The 18,135-nt window shown below is 69.5% G+C and carries 20 protein-coding genes; 12 read left to right on the top strand and 8 right to left on the bottom strand.

All coding sequences use genetic code 11. From position 1 onward, the window contains the following. Positions 1-64: 64 nt before the first annotated feature. The 3 genes from CFK39_RS03895 (at position 65) to CFK39_RS03880 (ending at position 3,785) form a co-directional block, all read left to right on the top strand. On the top strand, positions 65-823 hold the full coding sequence (locus tag CFK39_RS03895; RefSeq protein WP_089064359.1) for an isoprenyl transferase: 759 nt from the start codon (positions 65-67) through the stop codon (positions 821-823). A gap of 356 nt (positions 824-1,179) precedes the next feature. Then, on the top strand, positions 1,180-2,490 hold the full coding sequence (locus CFK39_RS03890; RefSeq protein WP_089066275.1) for a PhoH family protein: 1,311 nt from the start codon (positions 1,180-1,182) through the stop codon (positions 2,488-2,490). Between the two features lie 494 nt (positions 2,491-2,984). After that, positions 2,985-3,785 carry an endonuclease domain-containing protein gene (locus CFK39_RS03880; protein WP_245822895.1) on the top strand — a complete coding sequence of 267 codons (801 nt, stop codon included), beginning with the start codon at positions 2,985-2,987 and terminating at the stop codon, positions 3,783-3,785. A gap of 369 nt (positions 3,786-4,154) precedes the next feature. Here the strand turns inward: CFK39_RS03880 and CFK39_RS03875 are convergent, their stop codons facing one another. Continuing rightward, complete coding sequence (locus tag CFK39_RS03875) at positions 4,155-5,570, bottom strand: class II fumarate hydratase (protein WP_089064357.1); 1,416 nt, start codon at positions 5,568-5,570, stop codon at positions 4,155-4,157. A 112-nt stretch (positions 5,571-5,682) separates the two neighbouring features. Further along, entirely contained in the window at positions 5,683-6,594 is a 912-nt protein-coding gene (locus CFK39_RS03870; RefSeq protein WP_089064356.1) for a carbohydrate kinase family protein, read from the bottom strand. A gap of 167 nt (positions 6,595-6,761) precedes the next feature. Here CFK39_RS03870 and CFK39_RS03865 point away from each other — a divergent pair, with 167 nt between their 5' ends. Further along, positions 6,762-7,442, top strand: a complete 681-nt coding sequence (locus CFK39_RS03865; RefSeq protein WP_245822893.1) for a DUF4245 family protein — start codon at positions 6,762-6,764, stop codon at positions 7,440-7,442. Between the two features lie 20 nt (positions 7,443-7,462). Here the strand turns inward: CFK39_RS03865 and CFK39_RS03860 are convergent, their stop codons facing one another. After that, on the bottom strand, positions 7,463-7,807 hold the full coding sequence (locus tag CFK39_RS03860; RefSeq protein ID WP_089064354.1) for an exodeoxyribonuclease VII small subunit: 345 nt from the start codon (positions 7,805-7,807) through the stop codon (positions 7,463-7,465). Continuing rightward, positions 7,807-9,165 carry an exodeoxyribonuclease VII large subunit gene (xseA, locus tag CFK39_RS03855; RefSeq protein ID WP_089064353.1) on the bottom strand — a complete coding sequence of 453 codons (1,359 nt, stop codon included), beginning with the start codon at positions 9,163-9,165 and terminating at the stop codon, positions 7,807-7,809. The genes CFK39_RS03860 and xseA overlap by 1 nt, the downstream gene beginning before the upstream one ends. 135 nt (positions 9,166-9,300) lie before the next feature. Here xseA and CFK39_RS03850 point away from each other — a divergent pair, with 135 nt between their 5' ends. After that, positions 9,301-10,305, top strand: a complete 1,005-nt coding sequence (locus tag CFK39_RS03850) for a 4-hydroxy-3-methylbut-2-enyl diphosphate reductase (protein ID WP_089064352.1) — start codon at positions 9,301-9,303, stop codon at positions 10,303-10,305. Between the two features lie 202 nt (positions 10,306-10,507). On the opposite strand, the gene CFK39_RS17140 is transcribed toward CFK39_RS03850, so the two are convergent. The 3 genes from CFK39_RS17140 to CFK39_RS03840 form a co-directional block, all read right to left on the bottom strand. Next, on the bottom strand, positions 10,508-10,960 hold the full coding sequence (locus tag CFK39_RS17140) for a DNA recombination protein RmuC (RefSeq protein ID WP_275094136.1): 453 nt from the start codon (positions 10,958-10,960) through the stop codon (positions 10,508-10,510). Then, entirely contained in the window at positions 10,894-11,718 is an 825-nt protein-coding gene (locus CFK39_RS17135) for a DNA recombination protein RmuC (protein ID WP_275094135.1), read from the bottom strand. Before CFK39_RS17135 ends, CFK39_RS17140 begins: the two co-directional genes overlap by 67 nt. A 105-nt stretch (positions 11,719-11,823) precedes the next feature. Further along, complete coding sequence (locus CFK39_RS03840) at positions 11,824-12,186, bottom strand: winged helix-turn-helix transcriptional regulator (protein ID WP_089064351.1); 363 nt, start codon at positions 12,184-12,186, stop codon at positions 11,824-11,826. 222 nt (positions 12,187-12,408) lie between these two features. Here CFK39_RS03840 and CFK39_RS03835 point away from each other — a divergent pair, with 222 nt between their 5' ends. Next, the gene (locus tag CFK39_RS03835; protein ID WP_089064350.1) at positions 12,409-13,059 is read left to right on the top strand and encodes an NAD(P)-dependent oxidoreductase; all 651 of its coding nucleotides are present in this window, start codon (positions 12,409-12,411) and stop codon (positions 13,057-13,059) included. Positions 13,060-13,080: 21 nt separating this feature from the next. Here the strand turns inward: CFK39_RS03835 and CFK39_RS03830 are convergent, their stop codons facing one another. Then, positions 13,081-13,488 carry a hypothetical protein gene (locus CFK39_RS03830; protein WP_089064349.1) on the bottom strand — a complete coding sequence of 136 codons (408 nt, stop codon included), beginning with the start codon at positions 13,486-13,488 and terminating at the stop codon, positions 13,081-13,083. 150 nt (positions 13,489-13,638) lie between these two features. Here CFK39_RS03830 and CFK39_RS03825 point away from each other — a divergent pair, with 150 nt between their 5' ends. The 6 genes from CFK39_RS03825 to CFK39_RS16665 all read left to right on the top strand — a co-directional run bounded on the left by CFK39_RS03825 (position 13,639) and on the right by CFK39_RS16665 (position 17,861). Beyond that, positions 13,639-14,727, top strand: coding sequence for a hypothetical protein (locus tag CFK39_RS03825; RefSeq protein WP_089064348.1), 1,089 nt, complete (start codon positions 13,639-13,641; stop codon positions 14,725-14,727). 79 nt (positions 14,728-14,806) lie between these two features. Further along, positions 14,807-15,631, top strand: a complete 825-nt coding sequence (locus CFK39_RS03820; RefSeq protein ID WP_089064347.1) for a hypothetical protein — start codon at positions 14,807-14,809, stop codon at positions 15,629-15,631. A 120-nt stretch (positions 15,632-15,751) separates the two neighbouring features. Then, complete coding sequence (gene ychF, locus CFK39_RS03815; protein WP_089064346.1) at positions 15,752-16,837, top strand: redox-regulated ATPase YchF; 1,086 nt, start codon at positions 15,752-15,754, stop codon at positions 16,835-16,837. Between the two features lie 147 nt (positions 16,838-16,984). After that, positions 16,985-17,218, top strand: coding sequence for a FitA-like ribbon-helix-helix domain-containing protein (locus CFK39_RS03810; protein ID WP_089064345.1), 234 nt, complete (start codon positions 16,985-16,987; stop codon positions 17,216-17,218). Then, positions 17,215-17,640, top strand: coding sequence for a type II toxin-antitoxin system VapC family toxin (locus CFK39_RS03805; RefSeq protein WP_089064344.1), 426 nt, complete (start codon positions 17,215-17,217; stop codon positions 17,638-17,640). The genes CFK39_RS03810 and CFK39_RS03805 overlap by 4 nt, the downstream gene beginning before the upstream one ends. Then, the gene (locus CFK39_RS16665; protein ID WP_245822891.1) at positions 17,637-17,861 is read left to right on the top strand and encodes a hypothetical protein; all 225 of its coding nucleotides are present in this window, start codon (positions 17,637-17,639) and stop codon (positions 17,859-17,861) included. Before CFK39_RS03805 ends, CFK39_RS16665 begins: the two co-directional genes overlap by 4 nt. Positions 17,862-18,135: the final 274 nt, after the last annotated feature.

Here is an 18,135-nt window from a genome sequence, read left to right as displayed (position 1 = left end):
GCGCCGGATCGGGAGCTGCGGCGGGTGGAACCGCCGTGACCAGCATGAGGGGAGAGACGGCGCGATGAACGATGACGGCCTTCTGTACCGCGTCTACGAGCGGCGCCTCCTCCGCGAGCTCGAGAGCTTCGAGCTCCCGCAGCACCTGGGTGTGATCGTGGACGGCAACCGCCGCTGGGCGAGGGAGGCGGGGGAGACCACCGAGCACGGCCATCGCGTCGGCGCCGCAAAGATCCTCGAGTTCCTCTCCTGGTGCGACGGTCTCGACATCCCCCTGGTGACCGTCTGGATGCTGTCCACGGACAACCTGCGCCGTCCGCCCGAGGAGCTCACCGCCCTCTACGAGATCATCGGCGCCACCATCGCCCGGATCATCGAGGCCGGCTACTGCGTGCGGCTGACCGGGAACGCCGAGGAGCTGCCGGAGGCGATGCGCGCCGACATCTCCCGCGTACAGGAGCAGACCTCCCTGGAATCCGGGCTGACGGTCAACGTGGCGATCGGCTACGGCGGGCGCGAGGAGATCGTCGACGCCGTGCAGGAACTGGTGCGGGATCTGGCCGGACAGGGCCTGGACGGGGACGGCATCGCCTCGGGGATCAGCGTCGAATCCGTGGCCGAGCACCTCTACACCCGTGGACAGCCCGATCCGGACCTCATCATCCGCACCTCCGGTGAGCAGCGGCTCTCGGGATTCCTGCTGTGGCAGTCCGTGCACTCCGAGTACTGGTTCTGCGAGACCTACTGGCCCGGATTCCGCCGCATCGACCTGCTGCGCGCACTGCGTGACTTCTGCCGGCGCGAGCGCCGCTTCGGGGCCTGAGCCCACGGGCGCACCCACCCCGGGGACACTCCTGCCCGCCTCCCGCGAGGCCGCTGTGACCGGTGGCACACTGAGTGCACCGGGGGTCCGGCTGAACTCCCGATGATGATCGGGTGAACGTCGGCTCCGCACCCTGTGGGGCTCGCCCGACGGCGGGCGCCCACCGGGCTAGGGTCCAGGCATCCGCGCGATTCCGGGAGGCACCCATGGATGAGACGACAGTTGCCCGCGAGACGATGCCCGCCGCCGACGGCACGGCATCGTTGCACCCCATTCGGGGCCCGGAGGAGATCGGAGCCGCGAACCCCGACGGCGCGCCGGTGGTGCCCTCGCTGCTCCCCGGCGCCGCGCAGCAGATGATCGCGGAGGTCGAGACGGGGGTGATCACCTACGTGCTGGACACCTCGGTGCTGCTGTCGGACCCGCTGTCGCTCCACCGCTTCGCCGAGCACGACATCGTGCTCCCGATCGTGGTGATCACCGAGCTGGAGGCCAAGCGACACCATCCCGACCTCGGCTACTTCGCCCGCCAGGCGCTGCGGATCCTCGATGACCTGCGCGAGCTGCACGGCAACCTCGCCCAGCCGCTGCCCATCGGGAAGGACGGCGGCCACGTGCACGTCGAGCTCAATCACATGAGCACCGCCTCCCTGCCGGACGGCTTCCGGCTCGGCGACAACGACACCCGCATCCTGGCCGTCGCCAAGAACCTCCAGCTCGAGGGCAAGAATGTGGTGCTGGTCTCGAAGGATCTGCCCATGCGCATCAAGGCCTCCGCCTCCGGCGTCCACGCCGAGGAGTACCGCGCCGAGCTCGCCCGCGATCGCGGCTTCACCGGCATGGTCACCGCCACAGTGGACGAGCAGACCATGAGCGATCTCTACGACGGCCAGACCGTCGAGATCCCCGAGCTCGCCCACCACCCCGTCCACACCGGGCTCACCCTCACCAGCCCGCGCGGCTCCGCTCTGGGCAGAGTCACCCGGGACAAGCAGGTGCGGCTGGTCCACGGCGACCAGACCGTGTTCGGCGTCTCCGGCCGTTCCGCCGAGCAGCGGGTCGCGATCGACCTGCTGCAGGACGAATCCATCGGCATCGTGTCCCTGGGCGGCCGCGCCGGCACCGGCAAGAGCGCCCTGGCGCTGTGCGCGGGCCTCGAAGCGGTCCTGGAGCGCCGTACCCAGCGCAGGATCATGGTGTTCCGCCCGCTGTTCGCCGTCGGCGGCCAGGAGCTGGGCTACCTCCCCGGTGACCAGGGCGAGAAGATGGGGCCCTGGGGCCAGGCCGTGTTCGACACCCTCGGTTCGATGGTCTCGCAGAACGTCATCGACGAGGTGCTCTCCCGCGGCATGCTCGAGGTGCTCCCGCTGACCCACATCCGCGGCCGCTCCCTCCACGACGCCTTCGTGATCGTGGACGAGGCGCAGTCCCTGGAACGCAACGTGCTGCTGACCATGCTCTCCCGCATCGGTCAGAACTCCCGCGTCGTGCTCACCCATGACATCGCCCAGCGCGACAACCTGCGCATCGGCCGCTACGACGGGATCGCCTCGGTGGTCGAGGCCCTCAAGGAGAAGGAGCTGTTCGCCCACGTCACGCTGCAGCGCTCCGAGCGGTCCAAGGTCGCCGAGCTCGTCACCCACGTGCTGGACGAGCCGATCCTCTGAGCGCGGTTCCGCTCCCGCTCCCGCTCCCGCTCCCGCTCCCGCTCCCGCTCCCGCTCCCGCTCCCGCTCCCGCTCCCGCTCCCGCCTCCTGCGCTGCCCGCCTCCTGCCTCCCGCCTCTCGTGGTTCCGCACCCCGTGGCTCCCGGGGCGATCGTGCCGAGTCATCTGGTGGCGCTGTGGCAGCATGCGGGGTCGTATATCGGGATGTGCGCTGGCTGAGCGCCACTGGATGCACTCGGCCCCCTCAGGTGTGCGATGCCCGGCCTGGGGCGGGCACCCAGTTCTCGGCCGGTGGCTCGAGCACTGCCGAGCTCGTCGAGAGCTCCTTTCCTCCACAGCACGCGCCGGTCCACAGGACCAGTGCCATGCCAACTTTGCGCCGGCAGCCGTGGTTGCCTCACCGGTATGGAGATCGAGGGGGTGCGCCACAGGTCACGCCTCCGTGAGGACGGCGTCTCCCAGTCGGAGGTGCGCCGCTGGTTGAGGAACGGCACCATGAGCAGCGCGCAGCCTTGGTATCTCACCGAGGCGGCTCCGCCGGGGCTCGTCCGGATGCTGCAGCTCGGCGTGCGGCCCACCTGTCTGGACGGCGCCTCGCTGCACGGGCTGTGGATACCGCCGCACACAGGCGCCCACGCCTTTCGGCCTCGGATGCTTCGTGCCGGTGCGGAGCTGCAGGATGTTCGACTCCATCCCGTCCGGCGACGGGGTGGGAAGGTCATCATCGGGGATGACGAGGCGGAGCTCGTGCTCCACGGTCCCGCGCTGCGCTCCTGGCCGGACCATGACCCGGTCCCGGATCTCGACATCGTGCTCACCCATGCCGCGCACTGTCTGCCCGTGGCGAAGGCAGCCGTGATCTTCGAGTCCGGCCTGCAGCGCGGATTGCTCACGCGGCGGAGCGCGGAGCGGATCCTCGCCGCGCTGCCGCAGCGGATCCGTCGGCCGCTCTCCAGGGTCCGAGGGGATGCGGAATCGGGGACGGAGACCACCGTGCGCTGGTGGATGGAGTCCCGGCACTTCCCGGTACGGTCACAGGTGCTGTTCCCGGACGGCCGTCGCCGGATGGATCTGCTGGTGGGCAGGAGCTGGGTGATCGAGTGCGACAGCCGCGAGTTCCACGATGATCCGCTCAGCTATGACGCGGACCGTGCGCGGGACCTCTACCTCGCCTCGCGCGGGTACCGCGTTACGAGGCTCTCCTGGGAGCAGGTGTTCCTGCGATGGGAGGAGACGACGAGGATGCTGCTCACGATCCTCCGTCGCGGGGATCATCTCGACCCGCCGCGGCCCTGAGCGAGGCGGTCGAAGGCACCGAAGTGCGCTGGATCGGGCCGGAGTGCGCTGTATCGAGCCGGCGAGCATTGCATCCGGTGGCGGAATGCCAGCATGCGCCCCTCTGCCTGGGCCCCGCATGCTGGCTCAGCACCAGTGGATGCACCCGCGCCTAGCGATGCACCCGGAACCGGTGCGTGCGCTGGCGCCTCCCTCTGGTTGGCGCACCCTCTGGCCGGCGCATCCCTCTGGCCGGGGGCCACGCTCCGGCCGGCGGTCACGCCACCGGTGCACGACGGGGTGCCCACCAGGTGATGGGACACCAGGTGATGGGACACCCCGTCGCGCGATGCGGTCAGGCCGGGGCCCGCTCGCCGTTCAGCGGAGCGGTCAGGCCTTCGGGGCCGTCATGGACAGCACGTCCAGTGCCTCGTCCAGCTGCTCCTCGGTGAGCTCGCCGCGCTCCACGAAGCCCAGCGCGACGACGGCCTCGCGCACGGAGATGCGCTCGGCGACGGCATGCTTGGCGATCTTCGCCGCGGACTCGTAGCCGATCAGCTTGTTCAGCGGGGTGACGATCGAGGGGGAGGCCTCGGCGTAGAAGCGAGCCTTCTCCTCGTTGGCGACCAGGCCGTCGACGGTCTTGTCCGCCAGCACCGTGGAGGAGTTGGCGAGCAGGCGGATCGACTCCAGCAGGCTGGTGCCCATCATCGGGATCTGCACGTTCAGCTCGAAGGAGCCCTGGGCTCCGCCCCAGGCGACCGCCGCGTCGTTGCCGATGACCTTCGCGCACACCATCAGCACGGCCTCGGGGATCACGGGGTTGACCTTGCCCGGCATGATCGAGGAGCCCGGCTGCAGATCGGGCAGCGAGATCTCGCCGAGCCCGGTGTTGGGGCCCGAACCCATCCAGCGCACGTCGTTGCAGATCTTGGTGAGGGAGACGGCGATGGTGCGCAGGGCGCCGGACATCTCCACCAGGCCATCGCGGTTGGACTGCGCCTCGAAGTGGTTGCGGGCCTCAGTCAGCGGCAGATCGGTCTGCTCGACCAGGTTCGCGATGACCTTCTGCGGGAAGCCGATCGGAGTGTTGATGCCGGTGCCCACGGCGGTACCGCCCTGGGGGACCTCGGCGGTGCGGGGCAGCGCCGCCTCGACGCGCTCGATGCCGTAGCGGATCGAGGCCGCAAAGCCGCCGAACTCCTGGCCGAGGGTGACCGGAGTGGCATCCATGAGGTGGGTGCGGCCGGACTTCACGACGACCTTCCAGGCCTCGGCCTTCTTCTCGAGGGACTCGGCGAGGTGTGCGAGGGCGGGCAGCAGCTTCTCGACGACCCCCTGGGCGACCGCGACGTGCACGGAGGTGGGGAACACGTCGTTCGAGGACTGCGAGCAGTTCACGTGGTCGTTCGGGTGGGTGTCCACGCCGGCGTTGGTGGCGAGGGTCGCCAGCACCTCGTTCATGTTCATGTTCGAGCTGGTGCCGGACCCGGTCTGGTAGATGTCCACCGGGAACTGATCGTCGTGCTCACCGGCGATCACGGCATCTGCGGCCGCGACGATCGCGTCGGCGATGTTCCCGTCCAGCACCCCGAGCTCCTGGTTGGCGCGGGCGGCGGCCTTCTTCACCTGGGCGAGGGCGTGGATGTGCGCGGGCTCCAGGCCCTGGCCGGAGATCGGGAAGTTCTCCACCGCACGCTGGGTCTGTGCCCGGTACAGGGCTGAGGCGGGCACGCGGACCTCACCCATGGTGTCGTGCTCGATGCGGTAGTCGTCCTGCTGCGCGGCGGGCGTGGACTGGTTCATGAAAGGGCCTCCTCAGGTCGTCGTGCGGTGGGTGGTGGGTAGGGAAGGGTGGGGAGGCGCGCACGGCGGGTGGCGGTGAGACGGTCACCGCGCGGGTGCGCCCCTGGTGAGCTCAGGTGAGCTCGTGGCTCCACGGCGGATTGGCGCCGGCCCGGGAGACGGTGATCGCAGCCAGTGCTACGGCGCGCTGCAGCACGTCGGCGATCTCATCGTTGGGCAGTACGGCGAGGGCGGTGCGGTTCTCCGCCCCCAGCAGCTCCTTCGCCGCCAGCGCATCGAGGATCCCGGCGGAGAACGTGTCCCCGGCGCCGACGGTGTCGACCGCGTCGACGACGACGGGGGAGACCTGCACGCGACCGCTCGTGGAGAAGCCGACGGCGCCCTCGTCGCCACGGGTCAGAACGGTCAGCGCCGGTCCCAGCTCACGCCAGGAGTCGACGACGCCCTCCACGTCCTCGGTGCCGTACAGCCAGGCCACGTCCTCATCGGAGGCCTTCACGACGTCGCTCAGAGCGATGGTCGCCTCGATCTCGGTGCGCACGGACTCCGGATCGCCCATCAGGGTGGGGCGGGCGTTGGGGTCGTAGCTGATGGTGGCGCTCTCCCGGTACCGGCGCAGGATGTCGCGCACCGTCCGGGCGCCGGGCTCCAGCACGGCGCCGATCGACGAGGCGTGCACCGCCTGGACCTGTCCGGGCAGGTCCACGGGCTGTGGATCCCAGACCAGGTCGAACTCGTAGGTCGCCGCGCCGTTCGCGTCGAGCCGGGCGAGGGCGGTCGACGTCGGTGCCGTCACGGAGCTGCCCGAGGTGAGACGGACGCCGGAGGCCTCCAGATGCTCTCGGATGGCGGCTCCGCGGGCGTCGTCGCCGATGCGGGTGAGCAGATGGGTGTCGTGACCGAGGCGGCTGAGCGCCACGGCCACGTTCATGGGAGAACCGCCGGGATGCTCTCGGCGTGCGCCGTCGACGTCGACGACGATGTCCGTGAGAGCTTCTCCGACGATGAGGAATGTCGCGGTCACCTCTCGATCATCGCAGGTTTCTGCGGAGGGGGCGAACATGCGCACCCCGGATGAGGGGCGTGCTGTGGGCCGGGACGGCTGCGGCGAGGGCGCGCTGTGGCGCGGTGCACGCCCTCCGGAGCGTGCGGCTGGGAGCGCCATCTGGCGGGAACGGGGACAATGGCGATATGCATGATGCCGACCACGAGACCTCTGAGGCGCCGCAGCGGACGCCGGCCGCGCTGTCCGAGCAGCCCGCCCCATCGCCCGTTGAGCCTGAGCCGCAGCTCGTCGAGCCCGCTCCGCAGCCGAAGTCCGCGTACGAGCTGCCGTCGCGGAAGAACACGGTCCTGCGCAACATGGTGTGGGCGCTGGTCCTGACGATGGCGGTGGTGGTCGTCGTCGGCATCGCCTTCTTCGGTGTGGGCAGCGATGCGGAGAGGGAGCCGCTGGCGAACTCGGAGCTGGATGTCGCTGCGAGCGCGGAACGTGCCAGTGGAGTAGCTCCCTTCCCGGTCGCGGTGCCCGCCGTGGACGAGGGATGGGCCGAGCGGTCAGCTCGGTACACCGCCGGCGCGAACCCGCGATGGACCATCGAATACTCCTCGCCGGAGGGGCAGCTGGTCACCCTGGTCGAGGAGTCCGAGCTCGGAGCCCCGATGCTCTCCTCGGCGATCCCGGGCAGCGCCGTCGAGGAGGAGTTCCAGCTCGAGGGTGCCGCGTGCAGCCTGCTGCGCGGCGGTGAGCAGGGATCGACGGAGCATGGCATCGCCTGCGAGGGCGAGGAGTGGGGCTTCGTGGTCCATGGCGACGCGGACCGGTCAGCGCTGGAGCAGTTCGCCCGCGCGGCGATCGTCTCGCTCGGCTGAACCGTCTCCGGCGGCGGTGGCTACTGCACCGAGGAGCTCGAGGAGTCCGAGGCGTCCGCGGAACGGCGGGCCGCCACTGCATCGTCCAACCGCTCGCGGGCACCGTCCAGCCACTGCTGGCAGCGGCGGGCGAGCATCTCCCCGCGCTCCCACAGCCCGATCGAGTCCTCGAGCCCGCCCTGCCCGGATTCCAGGCGCCGCACCACCTCGACGAGCTGGTCTCGCGCGGCCTCATAGGAGAGCTCGGCGATGTCCGCCGGCAGCGGCTGTGCGCCCTCGGCGGGGGTGACGGGACCGGAACGTGCGGTGCCGCTGCCGTCCTCGGCGGTGTCCAGGTCGGTCTCGGGCGTGCTGTGCGGGGTCATCAGGGCTCCTCGATGGGGTCGGGCCGTGCGGGCTGTCGCGGCGGGTCGGGGTCAGGGGGCTGTGTCGGTGGGCTGTACGGATCGGACTCGGCGCGCTCCACGCCGAAGCGACCCCCGGCCACCCGCACCGAGAGCGGCTGGCCGACGCCGGGCTGGTCGGGGGAGCGGATGATCGTGCCCTGCGCATCTTGGACCACGGCGTAGCCGCGTTCGAGGGTCGCCAGTGGGCTCAGGGAGCGCACCTGCCGGCCCAGATGGTCGACCTCGTCGGCCGCCCGGTCCAACCGGGAGCCGATCAGGGTGCGCGCCAGGGCGATCCGCGAACGGACCTCGTCGGCGCGGCCGGCGAGGATCGTGGAGGGGTTCTCCAGCACGGGCCGGGAGCGCATGGCGTCCAGCGCCGACTGCTCCCGTTCGATCCGGGCCCGGACCGCGGCTCGCAGCCGGGTGCGTCCCAGCTCCAGCTGCTCGACCTCGGCGATGATGTCGGGGACCACGCGCTTGGCGGCGTCCGTGGGGGTGGAGGCGCGCACATCCGCGGCGAGATCGATCAGCGGGGTGTCGACCTCGTGACCGATCGCGGAGACGATCGGGGTCCTCGCCCCTGCGACCAGGCGGGTGAGCTGTTCATCGGAGAAGGGGAGGAGATCCTCGAGGGAGCCGCCGCCGCGGGAGATGATGATGACATCGACGTGCTCGAGCCCGTCCAGCTCGCGCAGTGCCGCGGAGACCTCCCGCACCGCCTTCGTGCCCTGCACCGCGACCTCGCGGATCTCGAACTGCACCGCCGGCCAGCGACGGCGGGCGTTGACGACCACGTCGCGCTCCGCGGCGGATTCGCGCCCGCAGATCAGTCCGACCGTGCGCGGCAGGAAGGGCAGCGGCTGCTTGCGGGAGGAGGCGAACAGCCCCTCGGCGGAGAGCACGCGCTTGAGCTGTTCGAGCCGGGCCAGCAGCTCGCCCAGACCGACCGGGCGGATGTCGTCGGCCTCGAGCTGGAGGCTGCCGCGCTTGGTCCAGAACGTCGGCTTCGCATGGACGACCACGCGTGCCCCGGCGACCGGCTCGACCGGCAGGGCGCGCAGCACGTGCTCCCGGATCGGCACGGAGAAGGACATGTCCACATCGACGTCCCGCAGGGTCATGAAGCTCAGCCCCGCCCCGGGGCGGCGGTTGAGCTGGACGATCTCGCCCTCGACCCACAGCGGCGACATCCGAGCCACGTACTCCCCGACCTTCACCGACAGCTGCCGCAGCGGCCAGGGATTCTCCGCCGTGGTCTGCGCAGCGGTGGCGGCGGGGGCGGGCCGCGGGGATGCGGCGGGGTCCGCATCCTGGCCGTGAGGGGTCTGCGTCATGGGTCCACTCTGGCACGAGCTCCCGACAGCTCGCGGCCGACGGGCGGAGCTGTGGATGCGGGCGCCCTGTGGAGGGATGGTGAGTCTTGCCCTACGGCTCGCCCGCCAGGTCGCTTCCGCTCCTACGATGGGGGAGTGAGCACCGGGACCGTCCTTCTTGCCGAGCCGCGCGGCTACTGCGCGGGAGTCGACCGTGCCGTGGTCGCCGTCGAACGCGCCCTGGAGCACTACGACGAGACCGTCTACGTGCGGCACGAGATCGTCCACAACAAGTTCGTGGTGGACGGCCTCAAGGAGAAGGGCGCCGTGTTCGTCGAGGAGGTCGACGAGATCCCGGAGGGGTCGCTGGTCATCTTCTCCGCCCACGGCATCTCGCCGAAGGTCCGCGAGATGGCCGAGGAGCGCAACCTCCGCACCATCGACGCCACCTGCCCCCTGGTCACCAAGGTCCACATGGAGGCGGTGCGCTTCGCCCGCCAGGACTACGACATCCTGCTGGTGGGCCATACCGGCCACGAGGAGGTCGAGGGGACCGCGGGCGAGGCCCCCGATCACGTGCAGATCGTCAACTCCCCGGACGACGTCGACAAGGTCACCGTCCGTGATCCCGAGAAGGTCGTGTGGCTCTCGCAGACCACGCTCAGCGTCGACGAGACGATGGAGACGGTCGACAAGCTCCGCGAGCGCTTCCCGACGCTGCAGTCCCCGCCCAGCGATGACATCTGCTATGCCACCCAGAACCGTCAGGTCGCGATCAAGAAGATCGCCCCGGACGCGGATCTGGTGCTGGTGGTGGGCTCACCGAACTCCTCGAACTCCGTGCGCCTGATGGAGGTCGCCAAGCAGGCCGGGGCCAAGGCCTCCCACCGCATCGACTCGATCCATGAGCTGCGTGACGAATGGTTCGACGGCGTCGGGACCGTCGGCGTGACCTCCGGGGCCTCGGTGCCGGACGTGCTGGTCCAGCAGCTGCTGAACGTTCTCGCCGAGCGCGGCTTTGGGGACGTGAAGCCGGTGCGCACCGCCACCGAGGACCTCATGTTCTCCCTCCCGCGCGAGCTGCGCCAGGAGATGAAGAACCGGGGCGTGAGCGACAGCCGCACCAAGCCCACCGGCGAGGGTGCGACCGCCGAATCCTGAGCCAGGCAGCGCAGCTCGCTCCGGCGGCGCTCCCTCGCTCGCGGGCCGAGGGGGTCGACACCGGCCGCACTGCGCCATCCGTGCTGGTCTTCGATGTCTACGGCTCGATGGGGCCGACGATGCGGTGCGGGCGTCCGCACTCGTATGGACGTGGCGAAGGAGGCAGTCGCCACCTTGGTGACGGCGCTGAGCCGTAGCTCCGTCAGCCGGCGGTGCGGTGTGCCCGTTCGACGGCCGTTTCGGAGCCGGGATCGGCGAGCTCGGCGAACTCGGAGTCCTCGAGGGTGCGGGTACGCCGGGTGAGCTGCTCGACGTCGTCCAGCGCCGTCCCGCTCAGCCCGAGCTCCTCGAAGCGGCGTGCGCTGACCATCACCCGTGACTGCAGCGAGCCGACGGCCTCGTTGAACGCGGCGACAGAGGAGTCCAGGGAACGGCCCACCTTGCCGAGGTGCCCGGTGAACGTGCCGAGCCGGTGGTGCAGCTGGCGGCCCGTCGCGAGCACCTCGCGAGCGTCCCGGTTCAGGGCATCGGTGCGCCAGGTGTGGGCGACGGTGCGCAGCAGTGCGACGAGAGTGGCGGGGGAGGCGATCACCACGTCCCGCCGGAAGGCGTCCTCGAGCAGGCCCGGATCCGTCTCCAAGGCTGCGGCGAGCACCCCATCGCTCGGCACGAACAGCACCGTGAACTCGGGGAGTCGCCGAGCGCCTTCCAGTACGCCTTCGCGGAGATCACGGTCATGTGATGGCGCAGCGCCTTGGCGTGGGATCTCCGTCGGGCTGCGGCCCGGTCCGCGTCGGTCTCCTCGGTCGCATCGAGGTAGGCATCCATCGGAGCCTTCGCGTCGATCACCACGTGGCGATCCCCAGCCAGGTGCACCACGAGGTCGGGGCGCTGGCCGGCCTCCCCATCCGCGCGCACGCCGCTGAGCTGCTCGGTGAAGTCGACATGCTCGAGCATCCCGGCGGCTTCGACGATTCGCCGCAGCTGCACTTCGCCCCAGCGACCACGGGTGGTGGGGGAGCGCAGCGCGGCCGTGAGCGCGCTGGTGCCGGACTCGAGCGACTGGGCGCGCTGGGCGAGCTGGGACAGATGCGAGCGAAGCGCCCCCTCCGCATCGATCCGGGCCGCTTCCGAGCGGGCGAGCGAGCGCTCGAGATGGCTGAGCGTCGCGGTGATCGGGGCGAGGGTGCGCTGCAGGTCAGCCTCGCGCTCCTCCTCCGCCGCATCCCGACGTGCGGAATCCCGTTCGTAGCGTTCGTCCGCCAGCCGCAGCAGCTGCCCGGCGGCATCGGCCTCGGCTCGCCGGCTCTCCACAAGGGCCCGGGCCCGCTCGCGCAGCAGCTGCCAGGTCACGACCGCGCCCAGCACCGCACCGAGCAGCAGACCCAGCAGGAGCATCTGTGTTCCGCTCATGGTCACAGCACACCACGAGGGTGCGACAGACGGACGCCGCCACGCCCGCAGGCGCCGTGAGCACGGGCCCGGAGGCGACACAGAGACGCTGCCGGGTGAGGACGCTCAGCCGGCCCGGGCATCCTCACGGGAGGCCTGCACCTCGCCCATGTGTTCCCGTGCCCAGCTGACCAGTGCCTGGAGCGGCTCCAGCAGTGAGCGGCCCAGCGCGGTGAGCTCGTACTCGACGCGCGGCGGGATCTCCGGGTAGGCAGTGCGCCGCACCAGACCGTCGGCCTCGAGGGCACGAAGAGTCTGGGTGAGCATCTTCTGGGAGATCCCGTCGACCCGGCGGGAGAGCTCCGAGAAGCGGTGCGGGCCATCCTCGAGGGTGCTGATCAGCAGCACGGTCCAGCGATCACCGATCCGGTCCAGCAGCTGGCGTGAGGCGCAGCCGCGGGCGTAGGGGTCGTAGTCGAACAGGGACATGGTGGCGGCTCCTCCGCTGGGGGTCCAGTACGGATCGGGGTGGAGAGGGATCGGTGGGCAGTGGGATCCGGCGCAGAGTGCCGGTTACTGCAAAGTGCCTACTTCCCCACAGAGACTAGGTTACCTAAAGTGAGCATCAAGGTCCATCCCATGAAGGGTGGACAGGGGCGCTCCCGCCCCCACATCGAAGACGGCACCCCGGGGGTGCCAGAAGGAGAGAGCATGTCTCGCATCATCATTCTCGGCGGCACCGGATATGCAGGCGGCCATCTCGTCGCCGAAGCTGCGCGTCGCGGTCACAACGTCCTCGCCGTCAGTCGCAGCACCCCGGCCTCCCTGCCGGACGGTGCCAGCCACCGCGCGGGAGACCTGCGCGAGGAGGCGTTGCTGCAGGAGGTGCTCACCGGAGCCGACGTCGTCATCGCCACCTCCTCGCCTCGCGGTGACCTCGCGGCGCCCGGCGTGCTGCGCAGCGCCTACGTGATGCTTGCGCGCCTCGCCGCTGAGCAGGGAGTGCGCCTCGGCGTCATCGGCGGTGCAGGATCGCTGCAGGTCGCCCCGGGCGGTCCGTTGCTCGTGGACATCCCCGACTTCCCCGCGGAGTTCGCTGACGAGGCTCGCGAGCTCGGTGCTGTCCTCGAGGATCTCCGTGCCTCTGGCGAGGGCCTGGACTGGTTCTACGTGAGCCCCGCGGCGGGCTTCGGCAACTATGCCCCGGGTGAGGCCACCGGCTCCTACCGCATCGGCGGGGATGTGCTGCTGAGCGACGCTGAGGGCGAATCGCGCCTCTCCGGTGCGGATCTCGCTCTCGCGGTCATCGACGAGATCGAGACGCCGGCGCATCACCGGATGCGCTTCTCCCTCGCGTACTGAGGGCTCGCCCGCAGTCCGTGCTCAGCGGGGAAGCGACCCGGTGCGGATCAGGTGCTCGAACTCATGGGCGAAGCGCTCGGCGTCGGCCTTGCGATTCGGCACCATCGTGATCTCGCCGCCCGCGGCGGTGGCCACCCGCATCCGCGAGAAAAGCCCCGAGCGGTACCGGGCCCCGGTGACCTGGGCGGCGGGGACCTCCTTCTTGATCTTGGACCTCTTGAGAGGCCCCGCGACCGAGGCCAGGAGGAAGCGATCGGCGGTCGCGATCATCACGTCGGGGAAGTCGCCCGCGACGCCCGGCAGCACCAGCAGGACCTCCTCCTCGGGATGGAGCAGTGCGGGGATGTCGCGGCGCAGCCCCGGGCTCTCGAACAGCTCATTGCGGTTCAGGGCGGTGGCATAGGACATGGAGGCGCGGGTGGAGGTCATGCGAGGAGTCTAGGAAACGGGCGCCACAGCAGGCTCGGCACGGCATGGGCAGTTCTCCCCATCGCGCTCCTCTCCGCTGCGTCCTACGGTGGAGCCGAAGGGCGAGCTCGACTCGCCCGATACACGTGGCGGGCGAGTCTGAGGGTGGATATGAACGGCTTCATGGGGGCGGACACCGAAGCGCTTCGCGCGCATTCCGAACGCGTGGCGCAGCAGGCGCAGGCGCTGCTCAGCCTCCGGGACACCCTGGAGCCGCTGGTCATGAACGAGGAGATCTGGCGCGGCACCGATGCGGAGAGCTTCCGCGAGTCCTGGTCCAGCGGGGCCTCGACCCTGTTCCAGCTGCGTTCAGAAGAGCTGACCGGACGTGTCCAGGACCTGCGCGAGCACGCCGAGGAGCAGGATGCGGTCTCGAGTGAAGGCGGAGAGGGCGGCTCCGACGGCAGCACCGGGCAGGGGACGGCCGAGGAGCCCTTCAGCCCCCTGGGATTCCTCATGGACCTGGTGAACAAGGGCCAGAAGACCTACAAGGGGATCAAGTCGCTCGCCGATTACCTCGCGAGGATCCCCTCCGCAACAGATGAGATCGCGGACCTCGCCCGGCACGGCCTCGAAGGGCTGTGGAAGCAGTCCTACCTCGACGAGCTGTTCAAGGGCGGCAAGGGCTGGCAGGCCGGGGCCGAGAAGCTGCTCGGGAAGCTGGGGCTCCCTTCATCGATCGGCAACTTCGAACCGCTGCAGCACCTCAACAAGCTCGATGACGTCGCCCCGTGGCTCAAGACGGCCGGCAAGGGCATCGGCAAGGCCCTGCCCTTCCTGGACCTGGGCCTCGGTATCCATCAGACCGCGACCGCTGACAACTGGTACGACCGGACCAGCGGCATCCTCTCCACGGCCAGCGGCGCGCTGCTGATCGCCGCGCCGTTCACCGGCCCCGCAGCGCCCGTGCTGGGCGCGATCGGTGCGGGAGTCGGTCTCGTCTCCGCTGGGATGGACATCGGCAAGCTGGTCTACGAGAACTGGGATGGCATCACCAGCACCGTCGGCAACGCCGCTTCAGCCGTCGGGAACTTCGCTGCGGATACCGTCTCAAACGTCGGGAACTTCGCCGCGGACACCGCCTCGACGGTCAGTGACGCGGTGGGCAACGCCGCGAGCGCCGTCTCCGAAGGGGTCAACAACGTCGCCTCCACGGTGAGTGATGGTCTGGGCAAGCTCGGGGACGCCTTCGGGTTCTGACCGCGTGACCCGCTGATCCGCTCTGCATACACCCCGCCCGCCGTTCCGGCAGGCTCGAGATTCCCCCTAGGATGCCGCCATGAGCAACCCCGCCCTGTTCACCGAACGTGATGCCGCCGGTGCGTTCGAGATCCTCGCCGCAGCCACGGACTCCCCGTCGATCCTGGCCGTGCTCACCGATGAGGAGCTCGTCGCGCTCGGAGGCAGCGATGCCGTCCAGATGACGGGCTCCCCGTTCCTCGAGCAGCTGGAGATCGCCGAGGAGGCCTCCGCCTCCATCGCCCTGCGCTCGCTGATCGCACGCGGGCTCGTCACGCTCGATGACACCCAGACGGAGACCGAAGGCGACCGACTCTCGACGGGCGCACCAGCGGCGCCCCGGGTCGCGCAGCTGGATCGGACCTTGGCCGGGCTGATGACGCTGCGCAGCGCGCCCCGCGCTCTGATGAACCTCACCCGTCGCGTGGCCGAGCAGTCAACGGCGATCACCGTGTACGTGTTCCCGGAGGGCGGGCTCCTGGAGGAGCTCGTCACCGCGGACGGGTTCCACCACTTCAGCGTGCCCACCCGCTCGGCGATGCCGAAGCGCCTGGCGCGCTATATCGACCAGGCCCAGGTGGCAGGCGCGAAGGACGGGACGGTCTTCGAGGGGCCGACAGCCTCGCTCGAGGACCCGGCGGAGCCGATCGCGAAGCAGCTTGCCGATACCCGCGCGCTGACGGTGATGACCGCATCCGACGCAGAGGGCGCAGGGGTGCAGGTGAGCATCATGGCCACCTCCGAGTCAGTGCTCGCGATGGACACCCCGGAGGGACTGCCGGGCAGCACCGAGGTGCGCGAGCTCAGCGGCGCCGGACTGATCGACCTGATCGATGCTGCTATCCCCGAGGCCGCCGGGCTCTGAGCCTTCCGGGGCCCGAATCGGACGCGATCCGGTCTCGCGAGGCCCTGATCCGGCCGGGGTCTGCGAGATCACCCATGGACCAGCAGTGCGGCTGCTCGGGGTCCCGTAGAATCAGCTCCCGTGGCTCTAACTATCGGAATCGTGGGACTGCCCAACGTCGGCAAGTCCACCCTCTTCAACGCTCTGACCCGCGCCGAGGTCCTCGCTGCGAACTACCCGTTCGCGACGATCGATCCCAACGTCGGCGTGGTCCCGCTGCCCGACCCGCGGCTCGCTGAGCTCGCGACGGTGTTCGGCAGCCAGAAGCTGCTGCCGGCGACGGTGTCCTTCGTGGATATCGCCGGCATCGTCAAGGGAGCCAGCGAAGGGGAGGGGCTGGGGAACAAGTTCCTCGCCAACATCCGCGAGGCCGACGCGATCTGCCAGGTCACCCGAGCCTTCGCCGATCCCGACGTGACCAGGGTGGAGGGCTCGGTCTCGCCGTCCGACGATATGGAGACCATCGCCACCGAGCTGATCCTCGCCGACCTCCAGACCATCGAGAACTCGATGCAGCGCCTGGAGAAGGACACCAAGCGCGGCCTGGTCGACTCCGCAGTGCTGCCGAACGTCATCAAGGCGAAGGCGCTGCTGGAGACCGGCACAACGCTCTACCAGGGTGCCGAGGGCGCCGGCATTGACGTGGCCGCACTGCGCGAGCTGCAGCTGATGACCGCCAAGCCCTTCATCTACGTGTTCAACACCGACGAGGAAGGTCTCGCGGACACCGCCTCGCAGCAGGCGCTGCGGAACCTGGTCGCCCCGGCCGAGGCGATCTTCCTGGATGCGAAGTTCGAGTCCGAGCTGATCGAGCTCGACGACGACGAGGCCGCAGAGATGCTCGAATCGACCGGCCAGGAGGAATCCGGGCTCACCCAGCTGGCCCGCGTCGGCTTCGACACCCTGGGCCTGCAGACCTACCTCACCGCCGGCCCCAAGGAATCCCGCGCCTGGACCATCCCTAAGGGAGCCACTGCGCCGCAGGCTGCCGGCGTCATCCACACCGACTTCGAGCGCGGCTTCATCAAGGCCGAGATCGTCTCCTTCGACCATCTCATCGAGGCCGGCTCCATGGCCGAGGCCAAGGCCAAGGGCAAGGTGCGCATCGAGGGTAAGGACTACGTGATGCGCGACGGTGACGTGGTGGAGTTCCGCTTCAACGTGTGATCAACGCTCTCGATCGTTTATCTGAGCATCGCCCCGGTTGCCTCGTCATGAGGGGACCGGGGCAGTGTCGTATCGGAGGGTCCTCGCCTCTGGCAAGGTTGCTGCGCACGCTGCTATCATGATTGATATCAGAGGGGGTGGTCGCCGATGTCATCCATCATCGTCCGCGGTCTCGACGCCGCCGTGAAACAGCAACTCGCCGCGCAGGCTAAGGAGCACGGTCGGTCCATGGAAGCCGAGGTTCGCGCCATCCTTACCAAGGCTGCACGCAGGCCGCACATCGGAATCGCTCTACTGGCTGCCGCGCAGGATGTCGGTGGAGTCGAAGATCTGCCGATCCCTGTGCGCGATGACGTCGCACGGGCGGTGGACTTCGAGTGATCATTCTCGACACGAACGTGATCTCGGAGATCTTTCGACCGCTGCCTGAGCCACGCGTGGTGGACTGGCTCGCGTCCCTGGAGGGCGACGTCGCGATTACTTCCGTCACGCTCGCGGAACTGTTGGCGGGTGTGCGACGGCTACCGGACGGTCGGCGCAGGGATGAGCTGACCAGGAGCATCGACGCGGCGCTCGCGCCGTACCGGGGCGGCCGCGCTGTGCTGCCGTTCGACGACGTGGCGGCCGACCGCTACGCCGACGTGCTCGTGGCTCGAGAGAGCACGGGAGCGCCGATCAGTACCGCCGACGCGCAGATCGCCGCGATCTGCCTGGCGCACGGAGCAATATGCGCTACGCGCAATGTGAAGGATTTCCAGCACACCGGCGTCGAACTGGTGGACCCGTGGAATGTCGACTCGTGAAGCATCATTCGATCAAGATCCTCGCCCACCAGGAACTCACTGAGGCCGATCTGGGTGAGCTTCGACAGCTCTTCGACAGCGAGTATCTCAAGGAGTTCGGAGAGTGGGATCCGCAACAGCCCTACGGCTGCGTGTCACATGATGTCCACGTCATGGCGCGGATCGGAGGTCGCGTCGTCGGCCACGTGGGATGGGCGCGCCGCGAGATCGCTGTTGATTAGGAGACCGTCGCGATCGCGGGAGTCGGCGGTGTCTTGATCTCCGCTGACGCAAGAGGGATACGTCTCGGGGGTGAACTCATGGGGTGGGCAGAGCAGTCGATGCGCGATCGCGGCCACCTCGCGTTCGGCTACCTGGGCTGTCGAGAGCAAGTCGTCCCGTTCTATGCTTCATGTGGTTGACATCGGATCTATGCCCGCGAGAAGTCGATCGGGCGTGATGGCGAATCTGTCGTGGACGAGCCCGGCCCGCCGATCTTCATCTGGCCAATCGCCC

The sequence above is a fragment of the Brachybacterium avium genome, from assembly GCF_002216795.1.
Lineage (GTDB): Bacteria > Actinomycetota > Actinomycetes > Actinomycetales > Dermabacteraceae > Brachybacterium > Brachybacterium avium.
The sequence above is the reverse complement of the archived record's forward strand: the minus strand, read 5'-3'. Positions and strand labels throughout refer to the sequence as shown.

Excerpts from the sequence above, each read along its gene's own strand:
- xseA (WP_089064353.1), bottom strand. The coding sequence starts at position 9,165 with ATGACGCAGACCCCTCACGGCCAGGATGCGGACCCCGCCGCATCCCCG.
- CFK39_RS03865 (WP_245822893.1), top strand. The coding sequence starts at position 6,762 with ATGCATGATGCCGACCACGAGACCTCTGAGGCGCCGCAGCGGACGCCG.
- CFK39_RS03895 (WP_089064359.1), top strand. The coding sequence starts at position 65 with ATGAACGATGACGGCCTTCTGTACCGCGTCTACGAGCGGCGCCTCCTC.
- CFK39_RS03835 (WP_089064350.1), top strand. The coding sequence starts at position 12,409 with ATGTCTCGCATCATCATTCTCGGCGGCACCGGATATGCAGGCGGCCAT.
- CFK39_RS03880 (WP_245822895.1), top strand. The coding sequence starts at position 2,985 with ATGAGCAGCGCGCAGCCTTGGTATCTCACCGAGGCGGCTCCGCCGGGG.
- CFK39_RS03820 (WP_089064347.1), top strand. The coding sequence starts at position 14,807 with ATGAGCAACCCCGCCCTGTTCACCGAACGTGATGCCGCCGGTGCGTTC.
- CFK39_RS03830 (WP_089064349.1), bottom strand. The coding sequence starts at position 13,488 with ATGACCTCCACCCGCGCCTCCATGTCCTATGCCACCGCCCTGAACCGC.
- CFK39_RS17135 (WP_275094135.1), bottom strand. The coding sequence starts at position 11,718 with ATGAGCGGAACACAGATGCTCCTGCTGGGTCTGCTGCTCGGTGCGGTG.
- CFK39_RS03875 (WP_089064357.1), bottom strand. The coding sequence starts at position 5,570 with ATGAACCAGTCCACGCCCGCCGCGCAGCAGGACGACTACCGCATCGAG.
- CFK39_RS03860 (WP_089064354.1), bottom strand. The coding sequence starts at position 7,807 with ATGACCCCGCACAGCACGCCCGAGACCGACCTGGACACCGCCGAGGAC.
- CFK39_RS03840 (WP_089064351.1), bottom strand. The coding sequence starts at position 12,186 with ATGTCCCTGTTCGACTACGACCCCTACGCCCGCGGCTGCGCCTCACGC.
- CFK39_RS03810 (WP_089064345.1), top strand. The coding sequence starts at position 16,985 with ATGTCATCCATCATCGTCCGCGGTCTCGACGCCGCCGTGAAACAGCAA.
- CFK39_RS03890 (WP_089066275.1), top strand. The coding sequence starts at position 1,180 with ATGATCGCGGAGGTCGAGACGGGGGTGATCACCTACGTGCTGGACACC.
- CFK39_RS03825 (WP_089064348.1), top strand. The coding sequence starts at position 13,639 with ATGAACGGCTTCATGGGGGCGGACACCGAAGCGCTTCGCGCGCATTCC.